We start from the raw sequence: 25,597 nt of genomic DNA, 5'->3' as shown, positions 1-25,597 counted from the left end.
AGCTAGGTGCTGGAGGATCCGTGGACCTGTCCCTGTCGACCGAGACCGTGGGCGATCGCACGATCGTCAGGGTCGGTGGCGAAATCGACGTATATACCGCGCCCAAGCTGCGCGAGCAGCTGGTCGAGCTGGTGAACGACGGCAGTTTCCACCTTGTCGTCGACATGGAAGGTGTGGACTTCCTCGACTCCACCGGACTCGGCGTGCTGGTCGGCGGCCTGAAGCGGGTACGAGCCCACGAGGGCTCGCTGCGCCTGGTCTGCAACCAGGAGCGCATTCTGAAGATCTTCCGCATCACCGGCCTCACCAAGGTGTTCCCGATCCACACCTCGGTCGAGGAAGCGGTGGCGGCGACCGACTGACCACCCGCTCCCGGGCGGTCGTGCCCGGGCAGCACGAGAGACACGAAGGGGGCCGGGCGTTCGGCGGCCCGGCCCCTTCACCGCACGCCCGTAGTCGCGAGGGGGATGCATGGCCACCGTCGAACTCCGCTTCAGCGCGCTGCCCGAGCACGTCCGGACCGCCCGGCTCGTGGCGGCGGCGGTGGCGCGCAGGGCCGGAGTGGACGAGGCCGTCCTCGACGAGGTGAGGCTCGCCGTGGGCGAGGCCTGCACCCGCGCCGTCGGACTGCATCAGCACGGCGGCATCTCGGCGCCCGTGCGGGTGCTGCTGATCGAGGAGGAGAAGCAGTTCTCCATCGAGGTCGGCGACGAGGCCCCGCACGCTCCCGTTCGTGCCCGCTCGGCCGGTGAGGTGCTCGGCGACGCCGACACGGAGACCGAGGAGGACGAGATGGGCCTCGCGGTCATCAGCGGCCTCGTCGACGACGTCGAGGTCAGTGCCGGGGAAAGCGGCGGATCGATCCGCATGAGGTGGCCCACCACGCCGCCGGCCGCGCTGTTCACCTGACCGGTTCACCCGTACGCCGACCGTTTTCCGAAGGGCCCCTGCGTGGGGGCCCTTCGGCATGTGCGGGTGCCGGGGACCGCGCTTACAGTGGTTCCCAGCGGTTGATCGCGTGAATTCGTTCACGATCCTCCGTGCCCGGGAAAATGCGATCACGAGAATGCCTCAAAGGCATTACCGATTTCCGGCCGACCGATCGCCTGCCGTTCGGCCGAGATCAATCGTGAAGGGCGACTGCACGCCATTTACATTTCTCGCGGTCTGTTTAGATCAGGTTCCGGTACCTACAATCCCGTCCACATCTTGAGCTCAGCCCAAGCGTCAAGGAGGACGAATGGCGGGGCTTTCCATCTCATACGAGTCGGGCCAACCCACATCCCTCGCAGCCGCCGTGCTGACCGACGAGAACCGCGTGCTCGTGGTGACCATCGGCATCGTGGCCCTGGCGGCGCTGGCCGTCGCGGCGGTCCTGGTGCGCCAGGTGCTCGCGGCCGGCGAGGGCACCGACGGCATGAAGAAGATCGCGGCCGCGGTCCAGGAGGGCGCCAACGCCTATCTGGCCCGCCAGCTGCGCACCCTCGGCGTATTCGCCGTGATCGTTTTCTTCCTGCTCATGCTGCTGCCCGCGGACGACTGGAATCAGCGTGCCGGGCGATCGGTGTTCTTCTTGATCGGAGCGGCGTTCTCGGCGGCCACCGGCTATATCGGCATGTGGCTCGCCGTCCGCAGCAATGTCCGGGTCGCCGCCGCGGCCCGGGAAGCCACTCCGGCGGAGGGCGAGCCGGAAAAGGATCTCACCACCGTTTCGCACAAGGCGATGAAGATCGCTTTCCGTACGGGCGGTGTGGTCGGCATGTTCACGGTGGGGCTGGGTCTGCTCGGCGCCGCCTGTGTCGTGCTGGTGTACGCGGCCGACGCGCCGAAGGTGCTCGAGGGCTTCGGCCTCGGGGCCGCCCTGATCGCCATGTTCATGCGTGTCGGCGGCGGCATCTTCACCAAGGCCGCCGACGTCGGCGCCGACCTGGTCGGCAAGGTCGAGCAGGGCATTCCGGAGGACGATCCGCGCAATGCCGCGACCATCGCCGACAACGTGGGCGACAACGTCGGCGACTGCGCGGGCATGGCGGCCGACCTCTTCGAGTCGTACGCCGTGACGCTGGTGGCCGCGCTGATCCTCGGGTCCGCGGCGTTCGGCGACGCGGGACTGGCGTTCCCGCTGCTCGTCCCCGCGATCGGTGTGATCACCGCGATGATCGGCATCTTCGCGGTGGCGCCCCGGCGCACCGACCGCAGCGGCATGAGCGCGATCAACCGCGGCTTCTTCATCTCCGCGGTGATCTCGCTCGTCCTCGTCGCGATCGCCACGTTCGTCTACCTGCCGTCGTCGTACGCCGACCTCGACGGGGTGACCGACACGGCGGTCCTGGGCAAGAGCGGCGACCCGCGGGTCCTCGCGCTGGTCGCGGTGGCCATCGGCATCGTGCTCGCCGCGCTGATCCAGCAGCTCACCGGCTACTTCACCGAGACCACCCGGCGTCCCGTGCGGGACATCGGGAAGACCTCGCTGACGGGGCCGGCCACGGTGGTCCTCGCCGGCATCTCCGTGGGTCTGGAATCGGCCGTCTACACCGCCCTGTTGATCGGCCTCGGGGTGTACGGGGCGTTCCTGCTCGGCGGCACGTCGATCATGCTGGCGCTGTTCGCGGTGGCGCTGGCCGGCACCGGTCTGCTCACCACGGTCGGTGTGATCGTCGCCATGGACACCTTCGGCCCGGTCTCCGACAACGCGCAGGGCATCGCCGAGATGTCCGGCGAGGTCGAGGGCGCGGGCGCCCAGGTGCTCACCAACCTGGACGCGGTCGGCAACACCACGAAGGCCATCACCAAGGGCATCGCCATCGCCACGGCCGTCCTCGCGGCGGCGGCGCTGTTCGGCTCGTACCGGGACGCCATCACCACCGGCGCGCGGGACGTGGGCGAACGGCTCAGCGGCGAGGGCGCGCCGCTGACGCTGATGATGGACATCTCGCAGCCCAACAACCTCGTCGGCCTGATCGCGGGCGCGGCGGTCGTCTTCCTCTTCTCGGGGCTGGCGATCAACGCGGTGTCGCGGTCGGCGGGTTCGGTGGTCTACGAGGTGCGGCGGCAGTTCCGCGAAAAGCCCGGGATCATGGACTACAGCGAGAAACCGGAGTACGGCAAGGTCGTCGACATCTGCACCAAGGACGCCCTGCGGGAGCTCGCCACGCCCGGTCTGCTCGCCGTGATGGCGCCCATCTTCATCGGGTTCACGCTCGGTGTGGGCGCGCTGGGCGCCTTCCTGGCCGGCGCGATCGGCGCGGGCACGCTGATGGCGGTGTTCCTCGCCAACTCCGGCGGCGCGTGGGACAACGCGAAGAAGCTCGTCGAGGACGGCAACCACGGCGGCAAGGGCAGTGAGGCCCACGCGGCCACCGTCATCGGCGACACGGTCGGCGACCCGTTCAAGGACACCGCGGGACCCGCGATCAACCCCCTGCTGAAGGTGATGAACCTGGTGGCGCTGCTCATCGCGCCCGCGGTCATCAACTTCTCCTACGGCGAGGACGAAAGCGTCGGGATGCGGGTGCTGATCGCGGTCGTCTCTGCGCTGGTCATCGTCGCCGCGGTGTACGTGTCCAAGCGGCGCGGGATCGCGGTGGACGACGACGAGGGCGACGCGAAACCCGAGTCCAACTCACCGGACCCGGCGGTGGTTTCCCGGTAGGGCACGCCGGACACCGGACCAAGGTGCGGGCGGGCGGCGCGGATTGACGCGCCGCCCGCCCGCACGGTTTTCGTCCCGTGACCCTTGTCTCGCCTGGTGCAAATGGCTACAAAAACGCTTGTACCGGACGACCGACAAGTGGGTGTAGGCCATCCGGCGTGTATGTTCCGGGGCCGAAGGCCATGGAAGGGACCAATCCGGTGAACAAGAAGCTCGCGGCCGCACTGTCCGGCGGTGCGGTACTGGTACTGGCGCTGACGGGATGCGGCGGCGACGACAGCGACGAGAAGCTGGACGCCTGGGCGAAGGAGGTCTGCGACGCCGTGCAGCCGCAGGCCGCCAAGATCAAGGCGGCCAACACCGCGATCCAGAAGGAGACCTCGGACAACAGCACGCCCCAGGCCGTGCAGCAGGCCGACTCCAAGGCCTTCCAGGACATGTCCGACGCCTACAAGGCGATCGGCGCGGCCGTGAGCAAGGCCGGCGCGCCCGACGTCGACAACGGCGAGCAGAAGCAGCAGGACGCCGTGAAGGAGCTCAACAGCATCTCCGCGTCCTACGCCACCCTGAAGAAGCAGGTCGACGGTCTCAACACCAAGGACCAGGCGGACTTCGCGGACGGTCTCAAGGACATCGCGGCCGAGCTGGACAAGCTGAGCAAGAGCGGCAGCGACGCCCTCAGCACGCTGGAGGAGGGCGAGGTCGGCGAGGCCATGTCCCGGCAGGCCAGCTGCCAGACGGCCACGGCGTCGGCGGGCGCGACCAAGAGCTGACGGCGGAGCCTGGTGCCGCCCGCCCGGGTCGCTGACGGCTGCTCAGCGGCCGCGGGTGCGCGCCGGGTGGGGGCGGCGGCCACAATGGGGGGCGTGAGTGACGCCAGCCTGCCGCCCCTGCCCTTGTCCGACCGCACCGACGCCGCCGCCCGGCTGCGGGAGGCGCTGCTCGGCGCCTCCTTCACCGCCGACGGACTCCTCGACCTGCTCGGCGCCCCCGCGTACGCGGCGCTGGCCCGCAGCGAGACCGTCCCCGCGCTCCGCGCCACCCGTGGGGACAGTCCGCTGGAGCTGCTCGTGCGGCTGTTCCTGCTCCAGCAGCCGGTGCCGCGGGCGGGCCTGGACGCCGTCCTGCCCGTCGACGTGTGCCTGGAGAGCGGGTGGCTGCGGAGTGCGGGCGGCGACGCGCTCGCGGCGGCCGTGGACGTACGGCCGTACGGCGGGTCCGACGGCGAGGACTGGTTCGTGGTGTCGGACCTCGGGTGCGCGGTCGGCGGCGCCGGGGGCATCGGCAGCCGCGACCCGGGCGTGGTGCTCGGCGTCGGCGGCGCGTCCACCACCCTGGCCGGCATCACCGTCCGTACGCCCGTCAGCTCGGCGCTCGACGTCGGCACCGGGTCCGGCATCCAGGCGCTGCACGCCGCCCGGCACGCCACGCGCGTGACCGCCACCGACGTCAACCCGCGCGCCCTGCACATCACGGCGCTCACCCTGGCGCTGTCCGGGGTCCCGGCCGCCGATCTGCGCGAGGGGTCGCTGTTCACCCCGCTGCGGGACGACGAGACGTACGACCTGATCGTGTCCAACCCGCCGTTCGTCATCTCGCCCGGGGCGCGGCTCACCTACCGCGACGGCGGGATGGGCGGGGACGACCTGTGCCGCACGCTCGTCCAGCAGGCGGGGGAGCGGCTCAACCCGGGCGGCTACGCGCAGTTCCTCGCCAACTGGCAGCACGTGGAGGGGGAGGACTGGCAGGACCGGCTCCGCTCGTGGGTGCCGCGCGGCTGCGACGCGTGGATCGTGCAGCGTGAGGTGCAGGACGTGACGCAGTACGCCGAGCTGTGGCTGCGGGACGCGGGCGACCACCGTGGGGACGAGGCGGAGTACCGGGCGCGGTACGACGCGTGGCTGGACGAGTTCGAGGCGCGGAAGGTGAGGGCGGTCGGCTTCGGGTGGATCACCCTGCGGCGGTCGGACGCGGCCGTGCCGTCGGTCACGGTGGAGGAGTGGCCGCATCCGGTGGAGCAGCCGCTGGGCGACACGGTCCGGGCGCACTTCGAACGGCTGGATCATCTGCGGGCGCACGACGACGCGGCGCTGCTCGAGACGTGCTTCGCGCTGGCCGACGAGGTGGTGCAGGAGCAGGTGGGGCTGCCGGGGGCGGAGGATCCTGAGCATGTTGTGCTGCGGCAGAACCGGGGGATGCGGCGGGCCACGAAGGTGGACACCATCGGGGCGGGGTTTGCCGGGGTGTGCGACGGGAGCATGAGCGCGGGGCGGATCTTGGATGCCATTGCGCAGCTGCTGGGGGAGGATCCTGTGCTGTTGCGCGACCGTACGCCGGCTCAGATTCGGGTGTTGGTGGAGCAGGGGTTTCTGAATCCGGTGGGGTGAGGCGTCTGGGCTGGGCCGGGGGTGGGGTGCGCTGCTCGGCGCCGACGAGGTGCCGCTGCGCCCACCCTCCCCCACTCTCGGCTTCGCTCGAGCGGGAGGTGCCCCCATCGCCCAGCGGCACGAATGCCCGCAGCTGGCGCCGCCCGCTCAAGTCGCGAAGATTTTTGTACGCGGGTCGGGTAGGCCCGTTTACGTTCCCTCGCCGTCCTCCCGAGCCCCTTCGTTCACCTTCGGTTCGTCCTCTCGCCGCCCAGGCGTGGCAGCGTCCCCAGCAGTCGGCGCAGGGACGGACGAGAGGGGGCGCGGGCGGCATGGAGAGTGGGCCGGCGATCTTCGCGGGGACGGTGTTCTGCCTGTTCGGCGCCGCTTTGCTGGCCTGGACGGTGACCCGCGCGCGGCAGCACCGCCCGGTTGCCCTCGGTGTGAACCGCGTCGCATCGACCACGGTCGCCGGGACCGTCGCGACCGTCGCCCTGGCGCTCGGCGCCTGGTGCTTCACCCGCCTCTGAGACGCGTCGGGTTCCGGACGCCGCCGGTAAGCGAAGGATCGCGCTCCGCATAAGGGCGGGCGGAGTCTGGACACTCCGGGCGGCAGGAACGGCGGTAGTCGGGTTACCGTTCGAGTGGCCGTTGCGGGCTTTTCCCGTTTGACACGGGGGCGGGATGTACCGTCACACTCCGCAGCGTCACCATGACCCGACCCCGGGGAGAAGCGCCTGGGGAGGCCCGAGCGTCGACGGAGAGAAGAGCGAAGTTGTCCCCGACCAGCGAGACCGCGAACGGCGGCCGCCGACTCGTCATCGTCGAGTCGCCTGCCAAGGCGAAGACGATCAAGGGCTATCTCGGCCCCGGCTACATCGTCGAGGCGAGCGTCGGGCACATTCGCGACCTTCCCAGCGGCGCCGCCGAGGTTCCGGAGAAGTACACCGGCGAGGTGCGCCGCCTCGGTGTGGACGTCGACCATGACTTCCAGCCGATCTATGTGGTCAACGCGGACAAGAAGGCGCAGGTCAAGAAGCTCAAGGACCTGCTGAAGGAGTCCGACGAACTTTTCCTCGCCACCGATGAGGACCGCGAGGGCGAGGCCATCGCGTGGCACCTCCAGGAAGTGCTCAAGCCGAAGATCCCGGTCAAGCGCATGGTGTTCCACGAGATCACCAAGGACGCGATCCGGGAGGCCGTGGCCAACCCGCGTGAGCTCAACCAGAAGCTGGTCGACGCCCAGGAGACCCGCCGCATCCTCGACCGCCTCTACGGCTACGAGGTCTCGCCGGTCCTGTGGAAGAAGGTCATGCCGAAGCTGTCGGCAGGCCGCGTCCAGTCCGTCGCGACGCGTCTCGTGGTCGAGCGGGAGCGCGAGCGCATGGCGTTCCGCTCCGCCGAGTACTGGGACCTGACCGGCACCTTCTCCACCGGCCGCGCCGGTGACGCGAGCGACCCGTCGACGCTGGTCGCGCGGTTGCAGACGGTCGACGGACGCCGGGTCGCGCAGGGCCGCGACTTCGACTCGCTGGGTCAGCTGAAGAGCGCGAACACCCTCCACCTCGACGAGGCGAACGCCCGCGCGCTCGCCGCCGCCCTTCAGGACGCGCGGTTCGCGGTCCGCTCGGTCGAGTCCAAGCCGTACCGCCGCTCGCCGTACGCCCCGTTCCGTACGACGACGTTGCAGCAGGAGGCGAGCCGCAAGCTCGGCTTCGGCGCGAAGGCCACGATGCAGGTCGCGCAGAAGCTGTACGAGAACGGCTACATCACTTACATGCGTACGGACTCGACGACCCTGAGCGAGACGGCGGTCGCCGCCGCCCGCGCCCAGGTCACGCAGCTGTACGGAGCCGACTACCTGCCGCCGCAGCCGCGCACCTACGCGGGCAAGGTGAAGAACGCGCAGGAGGCGCACGAGGCGATCCGTCCTTCGGGGGACCGTTTCCGCACGCCCGCCGAGACGGGTCTCACCGGCGACCAGTTCAAGCTCTACGAGTTGATCTGGAAGCGGACCGTCGCCTCGCAGATGAAGGACGCGACCGGCAACAGCGTGACGGTGAAGATCGGCGGGACGGCCGCCGACGGCCGGGACGTCGAGTTCAGCGCGTCCGGCAAGACGATCACCTTCCACGGCTTCCTCAAGGCCTACGTCGAGGGCGCCGACGACCCGAACGCCGAGCTGGACGACCGCGAGCGCCGGCTGCCGCAGGTCGCCGAGGGCGACGCGCTGAGCGCCGAGGAGATCTCGGTCGACGGGCACGCCACCAAGCCTCCGGCCCGCTACACCGAGGCATCGCTGGTCAAGGAGCTGGAGGAGCGGGAGATCGGCCGCCCGTCGACGTACGCGTCGATCATCGGCACGATCCTCGACCGCGGCTACGTGTTCAAGAAGGGCACGGCCCTGGTGCCGTCGTTCCTCTCCTTCGCCGTGGTCAACCTGCTGGAGAAGCACTTCGGCCGGCTCGTCGACTACGACTTCACCGCGAAGATGGAGGACGACCTCGACCGCATCGCGCGCGGCGAGGCCCGCGCCGTGCCGTGGCTGAAGCGCTTCTACTTCGGCGAGGGCGCGGGCAACGGCGGCGCGGCCGACGCGGGCAACGGCGACGGGGACCACCTCGGCGGTCTCAAGGAGCTGGTGACCGACCTGGGCGCGATCGACGCGCGCGAGGTGTCGTCGTTCCCGGTGGGCAACGGCATCGTGCTGCGGGTCGGGCGCTACGGCCCGTACATCGAGCGCGGCGAGAAGGACACCGAGGAGCACCAGCGCGCCGACATCCCGGCCGACCTGGCGCCCGACGAGCTGACCGTCGAGCTGGCCGAGGAGCTGCTCGCCAAGCCGAGCGGCGACTTCGAGCTGGGCACCGACCCGGCGACCGGGCACACGATCGTCGCCAAGGACGGCCGTTACGGCCCGTACGTCACGGAGGTCCTGCCCGAGGGCACGCCGAAGACCGGCAAGAACGCGGTCAAGCCGCGTACCGCCTCGCTCTTCAAGTCGATGTCCCTGGACACGGTGACGCTCGACGACGCGCTGAAGCTGATGTCGCTGCCGCGCGTGGTCGGCGTGGACGCCGACGGCCAGGAGATCACCGCGCAGAACGGCCGCTACGGCCCGTACCTGAAGAAGGGCACGGACTCGCGGTCGCTCCAGGCGGAGGACCAGATCTTCACCATCACGCTGGAGGAGGCGCAGGCGATCTACGCCCAGCCCAAGCAGCGTGGCCGGGCCGCGGCCAAGCCGCCGCTGAAGGAGCTGGGCACCGACCCGGTCAGCGAAAAGCCGGTCGTGGTGAAGGACGGCCGCTTCGGCCCGTACGTCACCGACGGCGAGACCAACGCGACGCTGCGCTCGGGCGACAGCGTGGAGACGATCACGCCGGAGCGCGGGTTCGAACTGCTGGCCGAGAAGCGTGCCAAGGGTCCCGCCAAGAAGACGGCGAAGAAGACCGCCAAGAAGACGACGGCCAAGAAGGCGCCGGCGAAGAAGACCGCGGCGGCCAAGACGACCGCGGCGAAGAAGACCACGGCCGCCAAGAAGACGACGGCGAAGAAGACCGCCGCCGGGAAGACGGCCGCGGCGAACGGCGCGGAGGACTGATCCCGGTGCGGTGACCCCCGTGCCGTGCCCCCCGTCCCTGATCCGCATCCCCCGAACGCCGGGCTCCGCCGCCCGGCGTTCGGAATGCGAACGTCCCGGCACGGTTCTATGTCGGGACGTGTGCATGTCAGGCGCGTCGGCCCCGGGGTGTCGCCGCGGGCCGATAGGCTGAACGCATGACGCGAGCCGAGCAGCCCACGGCCTCCCCACCGGCCCCCGACGACGCCCTTGTCGCGGACTCCCGCGAGCGTGCCGTCCGCGCCCTGCTGCGCCGACCGCAGGTGAAACGGTTGTGGAGCGCACAGCTCGTGGGCGGGGTCGGTGACGTCCTCGCCCTCCTCGTGCTGGTGCTCCTCGCCCTCCAGGCCTCGGTCGTCGAGCAGGCGTTCGGCGGCGGGTACCGCGGGGCGGCGTTCGCAGTGGCGACCGTTTTCGGCGTACGGATCCTCGCGACGCTGCTGTTCGGCGCCGTGCTCCTCGGCCCGCTCACGTCGCTCACCTCGCAGGACGGACCGCTGGACCGCCGCTGGACCATGGTCGGCGCGGACGGACTGCGCGCCGCCCTGCTGATCGTCGCGCCGCTGTGGATCGACTGGACGCCCGACAACGCCCTGGCGCTCCTCCTCGTCACCGCGTTCGTGGCCGGGGTCGCCGAGCGTTTCTGGACGGTGTCCCGTGAGGGCGCCGCGCCCGCGCTGCTGCCCGCGCCGCCGCCCGAGGGCGCCAGCATCCGGCCGCTGCCCGACCACCTGGACGCCCTGCGCCGCCTGTCGCTGCGCACCGGCTTCGTGGCGATACCGCTCGCCGCCCTGACGCTCGTCGCCGCCGCCCTGTGCAACAACCTGCTGGGCACGGGCATCGAGTGGTTCGGCGAGCACCAGGCGGCCCTCGCCTCGTACGTCGCGGCCGGACTGTTCGCCGCGTCGCTGTCCGTCGTCACCTTCCTCGAACTGCCCGGCGCCCGCACGCCCCGCCCGCGCTCCCCGCTGGAGGGCCTGCGCCGCCCGCGGCACGCCGCCGGACCCGACAAGGGCCGCACCGGCGCGCTGCCGCTGCTGGTGCTCGCGGGCGCGGCCGTGGCCGGCGCGGTGGCGGCCGCCGTCGCCGTGTCCGTGCTGCACGCCAAGGACCTGGGCGGCGGACCCGTCCTGTTCGGCCTGATGGTGGGCGCGCTCACCGGCGGCGTGGTCGTCGGCATCCGCACGGCGCCCGCCCTGCTGCCGTCGCTGTCCCGGCGGCGGATGCTCGCCCTCACCCTCGCCTTCACGGGTCTCGCGCTGCTCGCCGCCGGACTCGTCCCGGACGTCACCAGCGTGCTGCTGATCCTGGCGCTGGCCGGCGCCGGCGCGGGCATGGCCGCCAACATCGCGCACGCCCTGCTCGACCAGGAGACCGAGGAGCAGCGCCGGTCCCGGGTCACCGAGCACCTGCACGCCGTGGTCCGCGTGTACGTGGGGCTCGGCGCGGTCGTCGCCCCCGTCGTCGCGGCGGCGATCGGCCCGCACCGCCTGGAGAACGGCAGGTTCGTCTTCGCGCACGGCGGCGCCGCCTTCACGCTCATGCTGGTCGGCGCACTGCTGCTGCCGGTCGCCGCGCTGGTCCTGGCCAAGGTCGACGACCGCTCCGGCGTGCCGCTGCGGCAGGACCTGCGGGACGCGCTGCTCGGCGGCGACGACCCCGCCCCCGCGTCCGCGGGCACCGGCTTCTTCATCGCCCTGGAGGGCGGCGACGGCGCGGGGAAGTCCACCCAGGCCGAGGCCCTCGCCGACTGGATCCGCGCCAAGGGCCACGAGGTCGTCCTCACCCGCGAGCCCGGGGCGACCCCGGTCGGCAAGCGGCTGCGCTCGATCCTGCTCGACGTCTCCAGCGCCGGCCTCTCGCACCGCGCCGAGGCCCTGCTGTACGCGGCGGACCGCGCGGAGCACGTGGACACCGTCGTGCGCCCGGCGCTGGAGCGCGGCGCGGTGGTCATCAGCGACCGGTACATCGACTCCTCCGTCGCCTACCAGGGCGCCGGACGCGACCTGTCGCCGACCGAGATCGCCCGGATCAACCGCTGGGCCACCGCCGGACTCGTGCCGAACCTGACGGTGCTGCTCGACGTGGCGCCGGAGACCGCGCGCGAGCGGTTCACCGAGGCGCCGGACCGGCTGGAGTCGGAGCCCGCGGAGTTCCACGCGCGCGTGCGCTCCGGTTTCCTCACCCTGGCCGCCGCCGACCCCGGCCGCTACCTGGTGGTCGACGCCGGCCAGGAGCCGGAGGCCGTCACCACGGTGATCCGGCACCGGCTCGACCGCGTCCTGCCGCTGTCCGAGGCCGAGATCGCCGCCCGCGAGGAGGCGCGCCGCAAGGCCGAGGAGGAGGCCCGCCGCAAGGCGGAGGAGGAGGCGGCCCGCAAGGCCGAGGAGGAGCGCCTGGAGCGGGAGCGCCAGGAGCAGCTCGCCAAGCTGCGCGCCGAGGAGGAGGAGCGCAAGCGGCGTGAACTGGAGGAGGCGCAGCGGCGTGAGGCCGAGCGCCAGGCGGAGGAGGCCCGGCAGCGCGCCGAGGAGGCACGCCGCCGCGCGGAGGAGGAGCGGCAGCGGCTGCTCGCCGAGGAGAAGGCGCGCGCCGAGGAGGAGGCGCGCCGCAAGGCCGAGGAGGAGCGCCGCCGCAAGCAGGCGGAGGAAGAGGCGCGGCTGCGTGCCGAGGCCGAGGCGCAGCGCCTGGAGAAGCAGCGCAAGGCCGAGGAGGCCCTGCTGCGGGCGGAGCAGGCCCGGCAGCTGGCCGAGCGCGCGGCGGCCGCGGCGGAGGCGGGCCCGCGCACCACGGCAACCCCCTCCGAGCCCCCGGCCCCGCCCGCCGCGCGCCAGGACGCCGGCGAGGCGGTGACCGTGCCGACGCCGGTGGTGACGCCGACGAACGCGACGGGCGGTCCGGTGGACGAGACGGCCGTCCTGCCGCGCGTACGGGACGAGCGCGTACGGGACGACCGCGTACGGGACGAGGACGGCGCGCGGGACTCCGGCCGGCAGGCGCCCGCCGACGCGGAGGTGACGACCGAGCTGCCCCGGCCGCAGGTGCCGGGCGCGGCGGACGAGACGGCGGTGCTGCCGCCCGTCCCGCCGGGCGCGGCGGACGAGACGGCCGTGCTGCCGCCGGTGCGCGGGGGCGAGTCCGGTCCCGCGGGCGGCCCGGAGGGGCCCGACGACCGTACGCGGGAGCTGCCGCAGGTCGACGCCCAGAGCGCCCCGCGCCGCCGGGAGCGCCCCGACTGGGCGGAGGAGACTCCGCTGGACGACCTGCCGTCGCTGGCCGACGAACTGCTCGGCCCGCGCGAGGACGACCACGGCGACGACGAGGGCCGCGGCGGCGGACGGTGGCGCCGCCGCTGAGACGCGGCCGGCGCCGGCGCCGAGACGCGGCTGTACCGTGCCGGGCGTGCCTGCGGGCGCGCCCGGCACCGCCGTGTTCCGGGCGGTCCGGGCGGAGGGGACGGGCCGTGTTCGGGGCGGAAGGGACGGGCCGTGTTCGGGGCGGAGGGGACGGGCGTGTCGGTCCGGACCCGCACAATGGATCCGGCACAGCACGGATGCGACGGACGCGACGGAAGGGCGGGCTGACCCATGACCGTGTGGGACGACCTGGTCGGGCAGGAGCGGGTGAGCGAGCAGCTCGCCGCCGCCGCCCGGGACGCCGACGCGTTCGTCACCGCCGCGGCGAGCGACGCGCCCCCGCCCGAGGCGTCCCGCATGACGCACGCGTGGCTGTTCACCGGCCCGCCCGGCGCGGGCCGCAACCAGGCGGCGCGCGCCTTCGCCGCCGCGCTCCAGTGCGTCAGTCCCGACCGGGCCCTGGGCGGCGTCCCCGGCTGCGGCTTCTGCGACGGCTGCCACACCGCGCTCGTCGGCACTCACGCCGACGTCTCCACGGTGGCCGCGGTCGGCGCGGAGATCCTGGTCAAGGACATGCGCGACACCGTGCGCAAGTCGTTCACCGCCCCGGCCAACGGCCGCTGGCAGGTGATCCTCGTCGAGGACGCCGAGCGGCTCAACGAGAAGTCCGCCAACGCCGTCCTGAAGGCCGTCGAGGAGCCCGCCCCCCGCACGGTCTGGATGCTGTGCGCCCCGTCCGTCGAGGACGTCCTGCCGACGATCCGCTCGCGCTGCCGCCACCTCGTCCTGAGCACGCCGTCGGTGGAGGCCGTCGCCGACATGCTCGTCCGCCGCGAGGGCATCGAACCGGACGTCGCCGCCGCCGTCGCCCGCGCCACCCAGGGCCATGTCGACCGGGCGCGCCGCCTGGCCACCGACCCGGCCGCGCGCGCCCGCCGCGCCGCCGTGCTGAAGCTGCCGCTGCGCGTCGAGGACGTCGGCGGCGCGCTGAGGGCCGCCCAGGAGCTCGTCGACGCGGCCGCCGAGGACGCCAAGCAGCTCGCCGAGGAGATGGACGGCAAGGAGACCGAGGATCTGAAGGCGGCGCTGGGCGCGGCCCAGGGCGGCCGCCTCCCGCGCGGCACGGCGGGCGCGGTCAAGGACTTGGAGGACATGCAGAAGCGGCGCAGGACGCGCACCCAGCGCGACAGCCTCGACGTCGCCCTGGCCGACCTCACCAGCTTCTACCGCGACGTCCTCGCCCTCCAGCTCGGCTCCCGCATCGCCCTCGCCAACACCGACGCCGAGGACGCGCTGGAGCGCCTGGCCCGCGGCAGCACCCCCGAGTCCACGCTGCGCCGCATCGAGGCGATCGCGGCCTGCGGGGAGGCCCTGGACCGCAACGTGGCGCCGCTGCTGGCGGTGGAGGCGATGACGATGGCGCTCAGGGCGGGCTGAGCGGGCCGAGCGGGCTGAACGGCGCTCGCACGCGGGGCCGCGCCGGCGGGCCGCCGTAACTCGTCCGGGGCACGGCGTGTGCACAGAGCGTCCGCCCGGTCGCTCACCGTTACGCTCGCGGTATGCACACACGGCGCACCCCACGCAGGACCCGTACCGCAGCCGCCCTGATCGCCACGGCCGCGCTGCTGCTGGCGGGCTGCTCCTCGGGGACCTCTGGGACCTCGACCACCAGCAGGGCCGGTTCGCCGGTGGCGGGAGCGGCCGCCGCGCTCGCCCCGCTGCCCGGCTCGACCCCCGCGGCCCTCGCCCCGTACTACGCACAGGAACCGGCGTGGCGCGACTGCGGCGTCCCCGGCTTCCAGTGCGCCACGGTGAAGGCCCCGCTCGACTACGCCGAACCGTCCGCCGGGGACGTCCGTCTCGCCGTCGCCCGCAAGAAGGCCACCGGCCCCGGCAAGCGGCTGGGCTCCCTGCTGGTCAACCCGGGCGGCCCGGGCGGCTCGGCGGTCGGCTACCTCCAGATGTACGCGGGCATCGGCTACCCGGCCGAGGTGCGCGCCCGCTACGACATGGTGGCCGTCGACCCGCGCGGCGTCGCCCGCAGCGAGCCCGTCGAGTGCCTGAACGGGCCCGCGATGGACGCGTACACCCGCACGGACACCACGCCGGACGACGCGAAGGAGACCGAGGCGCTGGTCTCGGCGTACCGGACGTTCGCCGAGGGGTGCGGGGCGAAGAAGCCTAAGCTGCTGCGCCATGTGTCGACCGTGGAGGCGGCCCGGGACATGGACATCGTGCGCGCGGTGCTCGGCGACGAGAAGCTGACGTACGTCGGCGCCTCGTACGGCACGCTGCTGGGCGCGACGTACGCGGGACTGTTCCCGGAGCGCACCGGGCGGCTGGTGCTGGACGGCGCGATGGACCCGTCGCTGAGCGCGCGCCGGCTCAACCTGGAGCAGACGGAGGGCTTCGCCACGGCGTTCACGGCGTTCGCGAAGGACTGCGTGCGGCGCAGCGACTGCCCGCTGGGCGGCAAGGGCACGAGTGCGGAGAAGGCCGGCGAGAACCTGACGGCGTTCTTCGAGAAGCTCGACGCGCGCCCGATGCCCGCCGGGGACGCCGACGGGCGCGAGCTGACCGAGTCGCTGGCGACGATGGGCGTGATCGCGGCGATGTACGACGAGGCGGCCTGGCCGCGGCTGCGCGAGGCGCTGACGTCGGCGATGAAGGAGGGCGACGGGGCGGGGCTGCTCGTGCTCTCCGACAGCTACTACGAGCGGGACGCGGGCGGCGCGTACAGCAACCTGATGTCCGCCAACGCGGCCGTCAACTGCCTGGACCTGCCGCCCGCCTTCGAGTCTCCGGACCAGGTGCGGGCGGCGCTCCCCGACTTCGAGAAGGCGTCCCCGGTGTTCGGCGAGGGCCTGGCCTGGGCCTCGCTGAACTGCGCGTACTGGCCGGTGCGGGCCACCGGCGAGGCGCAGCGCATCGAGGCGAAGGGCGCGGCGCCGATCGTGGTCGTCGGCACCACCCGGGACCCGGCGACCCCGTACCGCTGGGCGGAGGGCCTGGCCGGCCAGCTCTCCTCGGCCCGCCTCCTCACCTACGACGGCGACGGCCACACGGCGTACGGCCGCGGCAGCTCCTGCATCGACGCGGCGATCAACACGTACCTGCTGAAGGGCACCCCTCCGGCGGACGGAAAGCGCTGCTCGTAGCGGGTACGGCCACCCCCGGAGGCGACGGCCCCGCCCCGCCTCCGGGGGCGGTACGAAGCACCCTCGGAAACTGTGTAGACTTACCGACGTCGCTGATCGCACCATGGTGCACACGGCACGCCGCCTTAGCTCAGATGGCCAGAGCAACGCACTCGTAATGCGTAGGTCTCGGGTTCGAATCCCGAAGGCGGCTCTTTTTCGAGCCCCGCGCGGACAGTGTCCGAGCGGGGCTTCGTCGTGCCGGTGCGCTCACGCGCTGTGCCGGAGCAGTTCCCCGGCCGGCTCGCCGAAGCCCGCGTCCCGGGCCACCACCACCGCCGTCGCCCGGTCGTGCACCTCGAGTTTGGCGAAGATGCGTGAGACGTAGTTGCGGACGGTCTTCTCGGCCAGGAAGAGCCGGCGGGCGATCTGCCGGTTTCCCAGGCCGCCGGCCAGCAGCTCCAGTATCTCCAGCTCGCGGCTGGTCAGTCCCGGGAACCCGGCGCTGTCGTGCGGGCCCTGCATGGCGGAGAAGTAGCGGCTCAAACGGGCGGCGACGCTGGGGCAGAAGACGGCGCAGCCCCGGGCGACGACCTTCAGGGAGCGCAGCAGTTCGTCGGCCGAACCGAGGCGGGAGAGGTAGCCGTTGACGCCGGCCCGGAGGGCCGCGACGATCATCTCGTCGTCGTCGTTCTGCGCCACCACGATCATGTGCGGCCGGGACGCCTCGTCGGGGAAGGCGGAGGCGATGTGCCGGACGCGTGCGGAGACGGTTCTCCTGGAGGACGGTTCGCTCAGGACGACCACGTCGGGGTGGCGGGCGGTGCCGGCCAGGTCCGACAGACATCGCAGGTCGTCGGAGTCGTCCGTGGCACGGCCGACGAGAGTGCACTCCTCATCCTGATCGACAATCGCTTCCAGCCCGGCGAGGGACACCGGGTTGTCGCTGACCACGAACAGGTTGACGGTCATCTCGTACATCCCCCAGAAATGCGTCGGCGTGGTGCGGACGGCGCCGGACGGTCCCGGGGGCACACGCGACGAAGGGTCGGTCCGTATGCGGCCGACTCCGGGCGTGACGTGGTCAGTTGTGGTGTTCAGTGGCCCCCGTGGCCATGGCCTGTCGGCGCAGGCATGGTGTTGTTCCGGAGCGGCAAGGCGCTCGTGATGCCGAGTATGTGGACGCGTCCTGAGAGAACGCAAGGTCGTCAACACCCCTGATCCGTACGAGGGGTGAGTATCGGCCGGACCCCGCCGAACACTCCCTTTCCCGGCGTCGGTGGTGGTGGGGGCGGCTCCGGGCGCGCGACCCGCGGGACCGCACGCCCGTGGGGGCCGTGGTGTGCGGCGGACGACACTGGCCGAAACGGTCACCGCCCGGCGCGACACGCGGACGCACGGCGTTCCGCCCGTTGGACGGGTCGTGGAGCGAACACCTACGTTCGAGGGCATGGGTGGAGGGTCCCGGAGGCGTGCGCTCGTGTTGGACGCGGCGGCGGCCTGCGCGTTCACGCTCCTGCCGCAGGTGTCGCTGCTGCGGCCGGCCGTCGACGGCGGGACGGGCGGCGGCATCCTGTGGCTGCTGTCCCTGGGCGCCGGACTCCCCCTGGCAGCACGGCGGTTGTGGCCCGTCCCGGTCTTCGTCGTCGTCCTGGCCGCCGCGTGCGGGGCGTTGGCCGCCGGCCTCGGACCCGCCTCGTTCCTGGCCGCCTCCTACGCCGTCTACACGGTGGCCGCCACGCGGCGGCGCGACCCCGGCGTGTCGGCCGTCGCCGTCGCCGGGCTGTGCGCGGCGGTCGCCGCCCTGCTCACGCTGTCGGGCGGGCAGTCCTACCAGGGCGGCAGCACCACGGTGCAGGCCGTGTTCGGCCTCCTCGTGCTCGGCGCGACCTGGGCGGCCGGCTCGGCGGTCAGGGAGCGCAGACGCAGTACCCGGCGTGCCATCGAGCACGCCGCCGAGCAGGCCAGGACCGAGGAGCGCCTGCGTATCGCCCGTGACATCCACGACGTCGTCACCCACAGCGTGGGACTCATCGCCGTCAAGGCCGGCATCGCCAACCACGTCGTGGCCACCCGTCCGGAGGAGGCGAAGGAGGCCCTGGCGGTCATCGAGGACGTCAGCCGCCGGGCGCTGCGCGACATGCGCGCCACCCTGACCGTGCTGCGCGGTGAGGACCGGAGCGAGGCTGGGGATTTGCGGCCCGCCCGCGGCCTGGCGGACCTGCCGGCGCTGCTCGACACCGCCGAGGCGGCAGGCGTCCGGGTCGAACTGCGCACCCGGTACGACCAGGAGCCGCCCGAGGGCGTCGCGCTGGCGGCGTTCCGCATCGTCCAGGAGGCCCTCACCAACGTGGTCAAGCACGCCGCGCCGACCGGCTGCCGGGTGGAGGTCACGGCGCGGGAGGGCGTGCTGACCGTGGACGTGACCGACGACGGGCCCGGCCCCGGACGCCGGACCACGGTGCCCGGCGGCGGCATGGGGCTGGTCGGCATGAAGGAACGGACCGCCGCGCACGGCGGCACCCTCAGCGCGGGCCCCCGGCCCGGCGGCGGCTTCCGGGTGACGGCCACCCTGCCGTTCTAGGACCTGACCGACCCCGGCTCATCCTCGGGTATGAGGGACGCCCGTGCCGCACCCCGCCGGGTTCCCGACCGCGGGCCGATGTGGTCGCGGGGCGCCCACCGCGAGACTCGACGCGTGATGCTTGTTGAGAGACTGACCAAGCGGTACGGGCCCGCCACCGTCGTCGACGACCTGTCCTTCACGGTGCGACCAGGGGTCGTCACCGGCTTCCTCGGGCCCAACGGCGCCGGGAAGTCCACGACGATGCGGATGATGCTCGGCCTGACCCGCCCCGACAGCGGCACGGCCACCGTCGGCGGACGCGCCTACCACGACCTGACCTACCCCCTCCGGCACGTCGGCGCGCTCCTGGAGACGTCGGCCCCGCACCGTGGCATGACCGCCGTCGGCCACCTGTCGTGGCTGGCACGCAGCAACCGCATCCCCCGCCGGCGGGCGGACGAGGTGCTCGACGCGGTCGGTCTCACGGGAGCCGCCCGCAAGCGGGTCGGCACCTTCTCCCTGGGCATGGCACAGCGTCTGGGCCTGGCGGCCGCCCTCCTCGGCGACCCCCAGGCCCTGGTGCTCGACGAGCCGGTCAACGGGCTCGACGCCGAGGGCATCCGGTGGCTTCGCGAACTGCTGCGCGCCAAGGCCGCCGAGGGCCGTACCGTCCTCGTCTCCAGCCATCTGATGGCCGAGATGGCGCAGGTCGCCGACGAGCTGATCGTGATCAGCCGGGGCCGGCTCCTCGCCGAGACAAGCGTGTCGGAGTTCATCGGACGCCACGGCCGGACGTTCGTACGGGTCAGGACCCCCGAACCGCTGCGGGCCGCGCAGGAGTTCCAGGCGAAGGGCGCCACCGCGGTACGGCCGGCCGCGGACGGCGGCCTGGAGGTGGACGGCCTGCCGGCGGGCGAGGTGAACCGGATCGCCGCGGCGGCCGGCGTCCCGGTCGAGGAACTGAGCACCCACACCGGCTCGCTGGAGGAGACCTTCCTCAAGCTCGTCGACGACGGAGGAGACCCCACGCATGTCTGAGACCCTCGCGGCAGCGCGGGCGGAGTTCACCAAACTGCGGGCGGTGCGCGCCACGTCCGCCGCGCTGCTGCTGTTCGCCGCCGTCAGCGTGTTCATCGCCGCGCTGGGCGGCTGGTCGGCCAAGGGCGCGATCGAGTCCGACAACCCCGGGCTGCGTTCCGACTTCACGCCCGAGCAGGCCGGCCTGGACGGCATCCTCTACGGCCAGCTCGCCCTGATCGTGTTCGGGGTGCTGATGATGTCGGGCGAGTACACCTCGGGCATGATGCGGGTCTCGCTGCTCGCGGTGCCCCGGCGCGGCCGGTTCTACCTGGCCAAGACGGCCGTCACCGCCGCCGCGGCCCTGGCCGTCGCCCTGCCGGTCACGGTCGTGTCGTACCTGGTCACCCAACTCGCCCTGGGCCCGCACGGGTCGACGATCGACGCGGACGGTGTCCCGCGAGCCCTGGCCGGCGCGGTCGTCTACCTGACCCTCATGAGCCTGCTCGCCGTCGGGGTGGCGGCCGCCGCCCGCAGCGTCGTCCTCCCGCTGGCCGTGCTGCTGCCGCTGGTGCTGGTCGGCTCCCAGATCCTGTCCGTCATCGGGGCGACGAAGGAGGTGGCGCGCTGGTTCCCCGACCGGGCCGGCACCGAGATGCTCACCGTCGACTCGGGCGACGCCCTCACCGGCCTCGTCGTGCTGCTCGCGTGGACCGCGGCCGCCCTGACCGCCGGCTGGCTCCGGCACCGCTCGTGGGACGGGTGACGGGACGCGCCTGGGTCATGTGCCCCATGCACGTGGGACACGGCCCTCCGTAGGTTCCCGGACAGGTCACGGAGCCGAAAAGGTCGGCCCGGGCCGTTCGACCCACGGGAGGAACCATGACCGCGATCTACGAGCCGCCCGCCCTGCAGGAGATCGGCGACTTCGACGAGCTCACCAAGTGCCTCGGCGTCGGGAGCTGCAACGACTTCGCCGGCTGCGGTTACGCCGTCGTCTGCTTCTGGTGATCGCACCGGTGCCGGTGTGCCCCTCGCGGCACACCGGCACCGCCCGGGGGGAGTGAGACGACATGGAATTCACCGTGCTTCCGGACTGTCCCGCCGGCGCCGCGCTGGCGGACCGGGTGGGGGCGGCGAAGCGGATCGACCACGCGTCGGGACGGCCCTGGATCGTGGGGAGCTGGGCCGAGGGCGAGGCGACGGTGACCGAGGCCGGCACCCGCCGGCTGGCGGTGTTCGGACACACCAGGCCCGACGGCGCGGGATGGGCCTCCGCGCTCGGCCGGATGCGCTCGCTGCACGACGTCGACCGGGTCGCGTCCCGGCTGCCCGGGGTCTTCCACCTCGCGGCCTCCCTGGACGGCGCGGTCCGCCTCCAGGGTTCCGTGGCCGGCGTACGGCAGGTGTTCACCACCCGGGTCGACGGGGTGACGGTCGCCGCGAGCGCCGTGCGACCGCTGCTGCGCCTCACCGGCGCGGACCTCGACGAGACCTTGCTGGCCGCACGGCTGCTGGCACCCGGCGGGGCGCCCTGGCCGCTCTCGCTGCGCCCGGTCCGCCGCGGCGTGGACGCGCTGCCCACCGGCCACTGGCTGGAACTCGGCGCCGACGGCCGGGCCCGCAGCGTCCGGTGGTGGGAACTGCCCGAGGCGACCCTCTCGCTGGAGGAAGGTGCCGGGGCCGTCCGTTCCGCGCTGACGGACGCCCTCACGACCCGTGTGGACCCCCACCGCACGATCAGCGCGGACCTCTCCGGCGGGCTCGACTCCACCAGCCTGTGCTTCCTCGCCGACGCGGCCGGCGCCGACCTGGTCACCTATCACGTCATGCCGCTCGACGAGGCCAACGAGGACACCGCCTGGGCCCGCAAGGCCGCCGCGCACCTTCCGCACGCCCGTCACCACATGCTCGCCGCGGACCGCGCCGCCAACCTGTTCGACATCGGCTACACCGCCGACACCGTCAACGCGGCCCCCGAAGGCCCCTCGACGTGGGCCTCCGGACTCGCGCACATCCGGGACCTCGCCGGGCGGGCCACCGCCGAGGGCGCGGCCCTGCACCTGTCCGGGTTCGGCGGGGACGAACTCTTCGGCCGGATGCCCGCCTGCGCCTGGTCCCTCGCCCGGATCCGCCCCGCCGACGGCCTGCGGCTGGTGAACCGCTACCGGCTGGCCAACCGCTGGCCCTGGCGCAGCACCCTGCGGCAGCTCGCGGACCGTTCGACGTTCGCGCGGAACCTGACGGAGGTCGCCGGGCGGATCACCGCCCCGCCTCCGCCGGTCAACGAGCCCGACTTCGGCTGGGTGTTCGCGCCGCGCATGCCCGCCTGGGCCACCCCGGACGCGGTGGCCGCCGTGCGGGACCTGCTGACCACGGCAGCCGAACGGACCCCGGAACCGCTGGACGCCGACCGGGCACGGCACCAGGCGCTGTCCTCCCTCGTGTTCGAGGGGAACACCGTCCGGCAGGTCAACACCGCCGTCGCCGGCACCGGCCTGGTCTGGGAGGCGCCGTTCCTCGACGACCGGGTCCTCGAGGCGGCCCTCGCCACCCGGATCGACGAGCGGCTGGCGGCCGGACGGTTCAAGCCGCTGCTGACCACCGCCGTACGGGGCACCGTGCCCGGCGACTTCCTCGCCCGGCGCGACAAGGGCGAGTTCAGCGCCGAGACGTTCCGGGGCATCGAACGCAACCGGGACCGGATCCTGGACCTCTGCGAGGACTCGCTCCTGGCCCGGCTCGGCCTGGTCGACCCGGACGCCTTCCGGTCCGCGGTGCTCAACCCCGGGCCGATGTCCCATCACCTCCAGCCGATCCAGACCACGGTGGCGTGCGAGAGCTGGCTGAGGGCGCACCCCCAGGACACCGGAGAGAGCCGATGAAACTGAGTCTTGCCCGCGACGTCACCCTCACGCCCGTCGATTCCGGGGCGGTCCTGCTCGACGGCCGCCGCGGCCGCTACTACCAGCTGAACGCCTCGGGCTCCGCGATTCTGCACAAGCTGCTCGACGGCGACACCCCCGCCGCGGCCGCCGCGAGCCTGTCGGAGTCCGCTCCCGTCAGCGAGGAGCGGGTGCACCAGGACGTGCTGGCCCTGGTCCGCGCGCTGAGCGAGGCCGACCTCGTGGAGGTGGCGCAGTGACCACGCCCGCCGTCGCAGAACAGACCACGCGCCTCCCGCTGCACCGGCAGGTCGCCCCGAGATGCGCGGCCGGCGCCGCCCGCCTGCTGGTCCGGCTGCCCCCGGCCCGGCTGCACCGGGTGCTGCGCGTACTGAGCAAGGGCTCCCGGCCCGCCGGGTACGCCCAGGTGGCCCGCGCCCGGCGGTCCGTCGTCTCGGTCAGCACCCGCTGCGCGGGCCTCGGCTGCCTCCAGCGGTCCGTCGCCACGGTGCTGCTGCTCCGTGTCCGGGGCAGGTGGGCCGACTGGTGCACCGGCTTCCGGGTGCAGCCCTTCGCCGCGCACGCCTGGGTCGAGGCCGGCGGCCGTCCGGTGGACGAGCCCGGGGAGGTCGGCGTGTTCCGCACCGTGCTGGCCGTGCGCCGTACCGGGAGCGGCTCATGACGGCGATCCGGGCCGAGGGCCTCTACGCGTACTACGGCACCACGCCGGCCGTGAACGGCCTCGACCTGACCGTCCCCGAGGGCGCCACCTTCGGGTTCCTGGGACCGAACGGCGCCGGCAAGACCACCACGATCAGCATGCTCACCACGCTGCTCAGGCCCACGGCGGGCCGCGCGGAGGTGGCCGGGTTCGACGTCACCACGCACGCCGCCGAGGTGCGGCGCAGGATCGGCATCGTCTTCCAGGAGTCGACGCTCGACCTGGAGCTCACGGCCACCGAGAACCTGCGCTTCCAGGCCGATCTGTGCGGTCTGGGCCGGGCCGAGGCACGCACCGCGGTCGCTGCGATGCTCGACATGATGGAGCTCACGGGACGCGACAGGACCCCCGTACGGCACTTCTCCACCGGCCTGCGCCGGCGCCTGGAGATCGCCCGCGGGCTGCTCGGCTCCCCGCGCGTGCTCTTCCTCGACGAGCCGACCACCGGCCTCGACACGCAGACCCGCGCGGCCGTCTGGCACCACCTGGACCGGCTCCGCGAGGAGCAGGGCATCACGGTCTTCTTCACCACGCACCAGCTGGAGGAGGCCGAGCACTGCGACCGCATCGCGATCTTCGACCGCGGCAAGCTGGTCACGGAGGGCTCACCCGCGGAGCTGAAGTCCGTCATCGGGGCCGACGTCGTCGACCTGCGCACCGAGGACGACCGGCTGGCCGCTGACCTGCTGTCCGACCGCTTCGGGCTGACGGCCGAGACCACCCCCGGCGGGCTGCGGCTGAGGGTGCAGGACGGCGCCTCCACAGTGCCCCGCCTGTGCACCGGACTGGGCCTGACCGTGCGGTCGGTGACCGTCACCCCGCCCTCGCTCGACGACGTCTACCTGCACCACACCGGGACCGCGATCCGGGACAGCGGGTCCGACGGCCGCTCGCTCGACAGCCTCGGGGAGGGACTGCGATGACCCGGACCGACATCCCGCCGAGCGTCACCGTGACGAAACCGGCCGCACCCCCGTCCGAGGGGCGGACCTGGCACACCGTCCGGCCCTACGCGCTGCTGTGGCGGCGTGAGATGACCCGGCTGCGGCACAACCCGCTGCGTCTCGTCATGGGCCTGGTCACCCCGCTGCTGTTCCTGGTCGTGCTGGGCACGGGGCTGGAAGCGGCGTCGTCCACGCTCGGCAAGGCCCAGCTGAACGACTACCGGGCCTACCTGTTCCCGGGCGCGCTCGTGATGTCCGTGCAGGCCCCGGCCATCGCCGTGGGCATCTCGCTCGTCTGGGACCGCCGGCTCGGCATGCTGCGCCAGATGCTCGTCTCCCCGTTCCCGCGGTCGAGCATCGTCCTCGGCCTCGCGCTCGGCGGAGCCACCACGGGCGCCGTCTACGGCCTCGCCCTGCTCGCGGTCGGAGGCATCGCGGGTGTCCGGTACACACCGATGCTGCTGGTCGTCCTCATCGAACTGCTGCTGGTGTCGCTGCTGTTCACCTCGTTCGGTCTGCTCGCCGCGGTCACCATCCGGCAGGTCGACACCTTCCAGATCGTGGTGAACCTCAGCCTCATGCCGCTGATGTTCTTCTCCGGCGCGATGTTCCCGCCCAACGGGCTGCCGGGCTGGCTCGACACCGTCGTCAAGCTGAACCCGCTGACCTACGGCGTCGACGCCGTGCGCCGGACCCTGCCCGGCCCCGACGTCCTCACCTCGGAGCAGACCCGGCTGATGCTCGGTGACTGGAACCCGCCCGTGTACGCGGAACTCGGCGTGCTGGCCGCCCTCACCGCCGCCGTACTGGGCCTCGCCACCTACCGGTTCTCCCGGACGCAGTGAAAGGGGACCGGCCATGACGATCGTGCGGACCTGGGCGGGCACCGCGGCCCGGATCGTCCTCGCGGCGGTCCTGGGCTACGCGGGCTGGGTGAAGGTCCAGGACCTCACGGAGGCCGGCCGTACGGTCGCCCTCTACCGGCTCGTCCCCGAAGAAAGCGCACAACTCGTCGGCGCCGCCGTGGCGTTCGTCGAGCTGGCGCTCGCCCTGCTGCTCCTCGCCGGGCTCGCCACCCGCGCCGTGGCGGCCGTCACCGCCCTGCTGATGGTCACGTACATCGCCGCCATCACCTCGGTGTGGGCGCGCGGGATGTCCATCGACTGCGGCTGCTTCAGCAGCGGCGGCACCCTCACCGGCGGGGCGGAACGCGGCTACGTCATCGACATCGTGCGTGACCTTGCCTTCCTCGGCGCCGCCGCGTTCCTGATCACCCGCCCGCGAACCCGATACGCCCTGGACCGCCTGGTCCTGGAGACGAAGGAGCGTTAGAC

21 protein-coding genes and 1 tRNA gene are annotated in these 25,597 nt (G+C 72.9%); 21 read left to right on the top strand and 1 reads right to left on the bottom strand.

Annotated elements, in window-relative coordinates; translation table 11 throughout:
- The first annotated feature begins 20 nt into the window (after window positions 1–20).
- The 11 genes from bldG (at window position 21) to ACFOSY_RS23905 (ending at window position 16,344) form a co-directional block, all read left to right on the top strand.
- Complete coding sequence (bldG, locus tag ACFOSY_RS23955; protein ID WP_006132569.1) at window positions 21–362, top strand: anti-sigma factor antagonist BldG; 342 nt, start codon at window positions 21–23, stop codon at window positions 360–362.
- 109 nt (window positions 363–471) lie between these two features.
- A complete protein-coding gene (locus ACFOSY_RS23950) occupies window positions 472–909 on the top strand; it encodes an ATP-binding protein (RefSeq protein ID WP_394310272.1) in 438 nt (145 codons plus the stop codon).
- Between the two features lie 331 nt (window positions 910–1,240).
- Window positions 1,241–3,652, top strand: a complete 2,412-nt coding sequence (locus ACFOSY_RS23945) for a sodium-translocating pyrophosphatase (protein WP_394310270.1) — start codon at window positions 1,241–1,243, stop codon at window positions 3,650–3,652.
- 182 nt (window positions 3,653–3,834) lie between these two features.
- Complete coding sequence (locus ACFOSY_RS23940) at window positions 3,835–4,425, top strand: small secreted protein (RefSeq protein WP_394310267.1); 591 nt, start codon at window positions 3,835–3,837, stop codon at window positions 4,423–4,425.
- 84 nt (window positions 4,426–4,509) lie between these two features.
- A complete protein-coding gene (locus tag ACFOSY_RS23935) occupies window positions 4,510–6,039 on the top strand; it encodes a DUF7059 domain-containing protein (RefSeq protein WP_394310264.1) in 1,530 nt (509 codons plus the stop codon).
- Window positions 6,040–6,350: 311 nt separating this feature from the next.
- Entirely contained in the window at window positions 6,351–6,548 is a 198-nt protein-coding gene (locus tag ACFOSY_RS23930; protein WP_394310259.1) for a hypothetical protein, read from the top strand.
- 245 nt (window positions 6,549–6,793) lie between these two features.
- The gene (gene topA, locus ACFOSY_RS23925; RefSeq protein WP_394310256.1) at window positions 6,794–9,622 is read left to right on the top strand and encodes a type I DNA topoisomerase; all 2,829 of its coding nucleotides are present in this window, start codon (window positions 6,794–6,796) and stop codon (window positions 9,620–9,622) included.
- A 176-nt stretch (window positions 9,623–9,798) separates the two neighbouring features.
- On the top strand, window positions 9,799–12,993 hold the full coding sequence (tmk, locus tag ACFOSY_RS23920; RefSeq protein WP_394310253.1) for a dTMP kinase: 3,195 nt from the start codon (window positions 9,799–9,801) through the stop codon (window positions 12,991–12,993).
- 231 nt (window positions 12,994–13,224) lie between these two features.
- A complete protein-coding gene (locus ACFOSY_RS23915) occupies window positions 13,225–14,430 on the top strand; it encodes a DNA polymerase III subunit delta' (RefSeq protein ID WP_394310251.1) in 1,206 nt (401 codons plus the stop codon).
- 122 nt (window positions 14,431–14,552) lie between these two features.
- The gene (locus ACFOSY_RS23910) at window positions 14,553–16,151 is read left to right on the top strand and encodes an alpha/beta hydrolase (protein ID WP_394310248.1); all 1,599 of its coding nucleotides are present in this window, start codon (window positions 14,553–14,555) and stop codon (window positions 16,149–16,151) included.
- Between the two features lie 119 nt (window positions 16,152–16,270).
- Window positions 16,271–16,344, top strand: a tRNA-Thr gene (locus ACFOSY_RS23905).
- A 56-nt stretch (window positions 16,345–16,400) separates the two neighbouring features.
- Here the strand turns inward: ACFOSY_RS23905 and ACFOSY_RS23900 are convergent.
- Window positions 16,401–17,102, bottom strand: coding sequence for a response regulator transcription factor (locus ACFOSY_RS23900; RefSeq protein ID WP_394310246.1), 702 nt, complete (start codon window positions 17,100–17,102; stop codon window positions 16,401–16,403).
- Window positions 17,103–17,580: 478 nt separating this feature from the next.
- Here ACFOSY_RS23900 and ACFOSY_RS23895 point away from each other — a divergent pair, with 478 nt between their 5' ends.
- From ACFOSY_RS23895 to ACFOSY_RS23850, 10 genes are all read left to right on the top strand, one after another.
- Window positions 17,581–18,714 carry a sensor histidine kinase gene (locus tag ACFOSY_RS23895; RefSeq protein WP_394310245.1) on the top strand — a complete coding sequence of 378 codons (1,134 nt, stop codon included), beginning with the start codon at window positions 17,581–17,583 and terminating at the stop codon, window positions 18,712–18,714.
- A gap of 117 nt (window positions 18,715–18,831) precedes the next feature.
- Window positions 18,832–19,734 carry an ABC transporter ATP-binding protein gene (locus ACFOSY_RS23890; RefSeq protein WP_394310389.1) on the top strand — a complete coding sequence of 301 codons (903 nt, stop codon included), beginning with the start codon at window positions 18,832–18,834 and terminating at the stop codon, window positions 19,732–19,734.
- The gene (locus tag ACFOSY_RS23885; protein ID WP_394310240.1) at window positions 19,727–20,479 is read left to right on the top strand and encodes an ABC transporter permease; all 753 of its coding nucleotides are present in this window, start codon (window positions 19,727–19,729) and stop codon (window positions 20,477–20,479) included. Before ACFOSY_RS23890 ends, ACFOSY_RS23885 begins: the two co-directional genes overlap by 8 nt.
- A gap of 116 nt (window positions 20,480–20,595) precedes the next feature.
- Window positions 20,596–20,724 (top strand): aborycin family tricyclic lasso peptide, encoded by a 129-nt coding sequence (locus tag ACFOSY_RS23880; RefSeq protein WP_394310238.1) that lies wholly within the window; start codon window positions 20,596–20,598, stop codon window positions 20,722–20,724.
- Window positions 20,725–20,786: 62 nt separating this feature from the next.
- A complete protein-coding gene (locus tag ACFOSY_RS23875; protein WP_394310235.1) occupies window positions 20,787–22,598 on the top strand; it encodes a lasso peptide isopeptide bond-forming cyclase in 1,812 nt (603 codons plus the stop codon).
- On the top strand, window positions 22,595–22,858 hold the full coding sequence (locus ACFOSY_RS23870) for a lasso peptide biosynthesis PqqD family chaperone (protein WP_394310233.1): 264 nt from the start codon (window positions 22,595–22,597) through the stop codon (window positions 22,856–22,858). The genes ACFOSY_RS23875 and ACFOSY_RS23870 overlap by 4 nt, the downstream gene beginning before the upstream one ends.
- Window positions 22,855–23,280: a lasso peptide biosynthesis B2 protein gene (locus ACFOSY_RS23865; protein WP_394310231.1), complete on the top strand. Its 426-nt coding sequence runs from the start codon at window positions 22,855–22,857 to the stop codon at window positions 23,278–23,280. Before ACFOSY_RS23870 ends, ACFOSY_RS23865 begins: the two co-directional genes overlap by 4 nt.
- A complete protein-coding gene (locus ACFOSY_RS23860) occupies window positions 23,277–24,242 on the top strand; it encodes an ATP-binding cassette domain-containing protein (protein ID WP_394310229.1) in 966 nt (321 codons plus the stop codon). The genes ACFOSY_RS23865 and ACFOSY_RS23860 overlap by 4 nt, the downstream gene beginning before the upstream one ends.
- Window positions 24,239–25,108: an ABC transporter permease gene (locus tag ACFOSY_RS23855; protein ID WP_394310226.1), complete on the top strand. Its 870-nt coding sequence runs from the start codon at window positions 24,239–24,241 to the stop codon at window positions 25,106–25,108. The genes ACFOSY_RS23860 and ACFOSY_RS23855 overlap by 4 nt, the downstream gene beginning before the upstream one ends.
- Before the next feature lie 13 nt (window positions 25,109–25,121).
- Window positions 25,122–25,595, top strand: a complete 474-nt coding sequence (locus ACFOSY_RS23850) for a MauE/DoxX family redox-associated membrane protein (protein ID WP_394310224.1) — start codon at window positions 25,122–25,124, stop codon at window positions 25,593–25,595.
- Window positions 25,596–25,597 lie beyond the last annotated feature (2 nt).

This window comes from Streptomyces lusitanus, assembly GCF_042647945.1.
GTDB lineage: Bacteria > Actinomycetota > Actinomycetes > Streptomycetales > Streptomycetaceae > Streptomyces > Streptomyces pseudogriseolus.
This window is presented reverse-complemented; position numbering and strand designations above follow the sequence as displayed.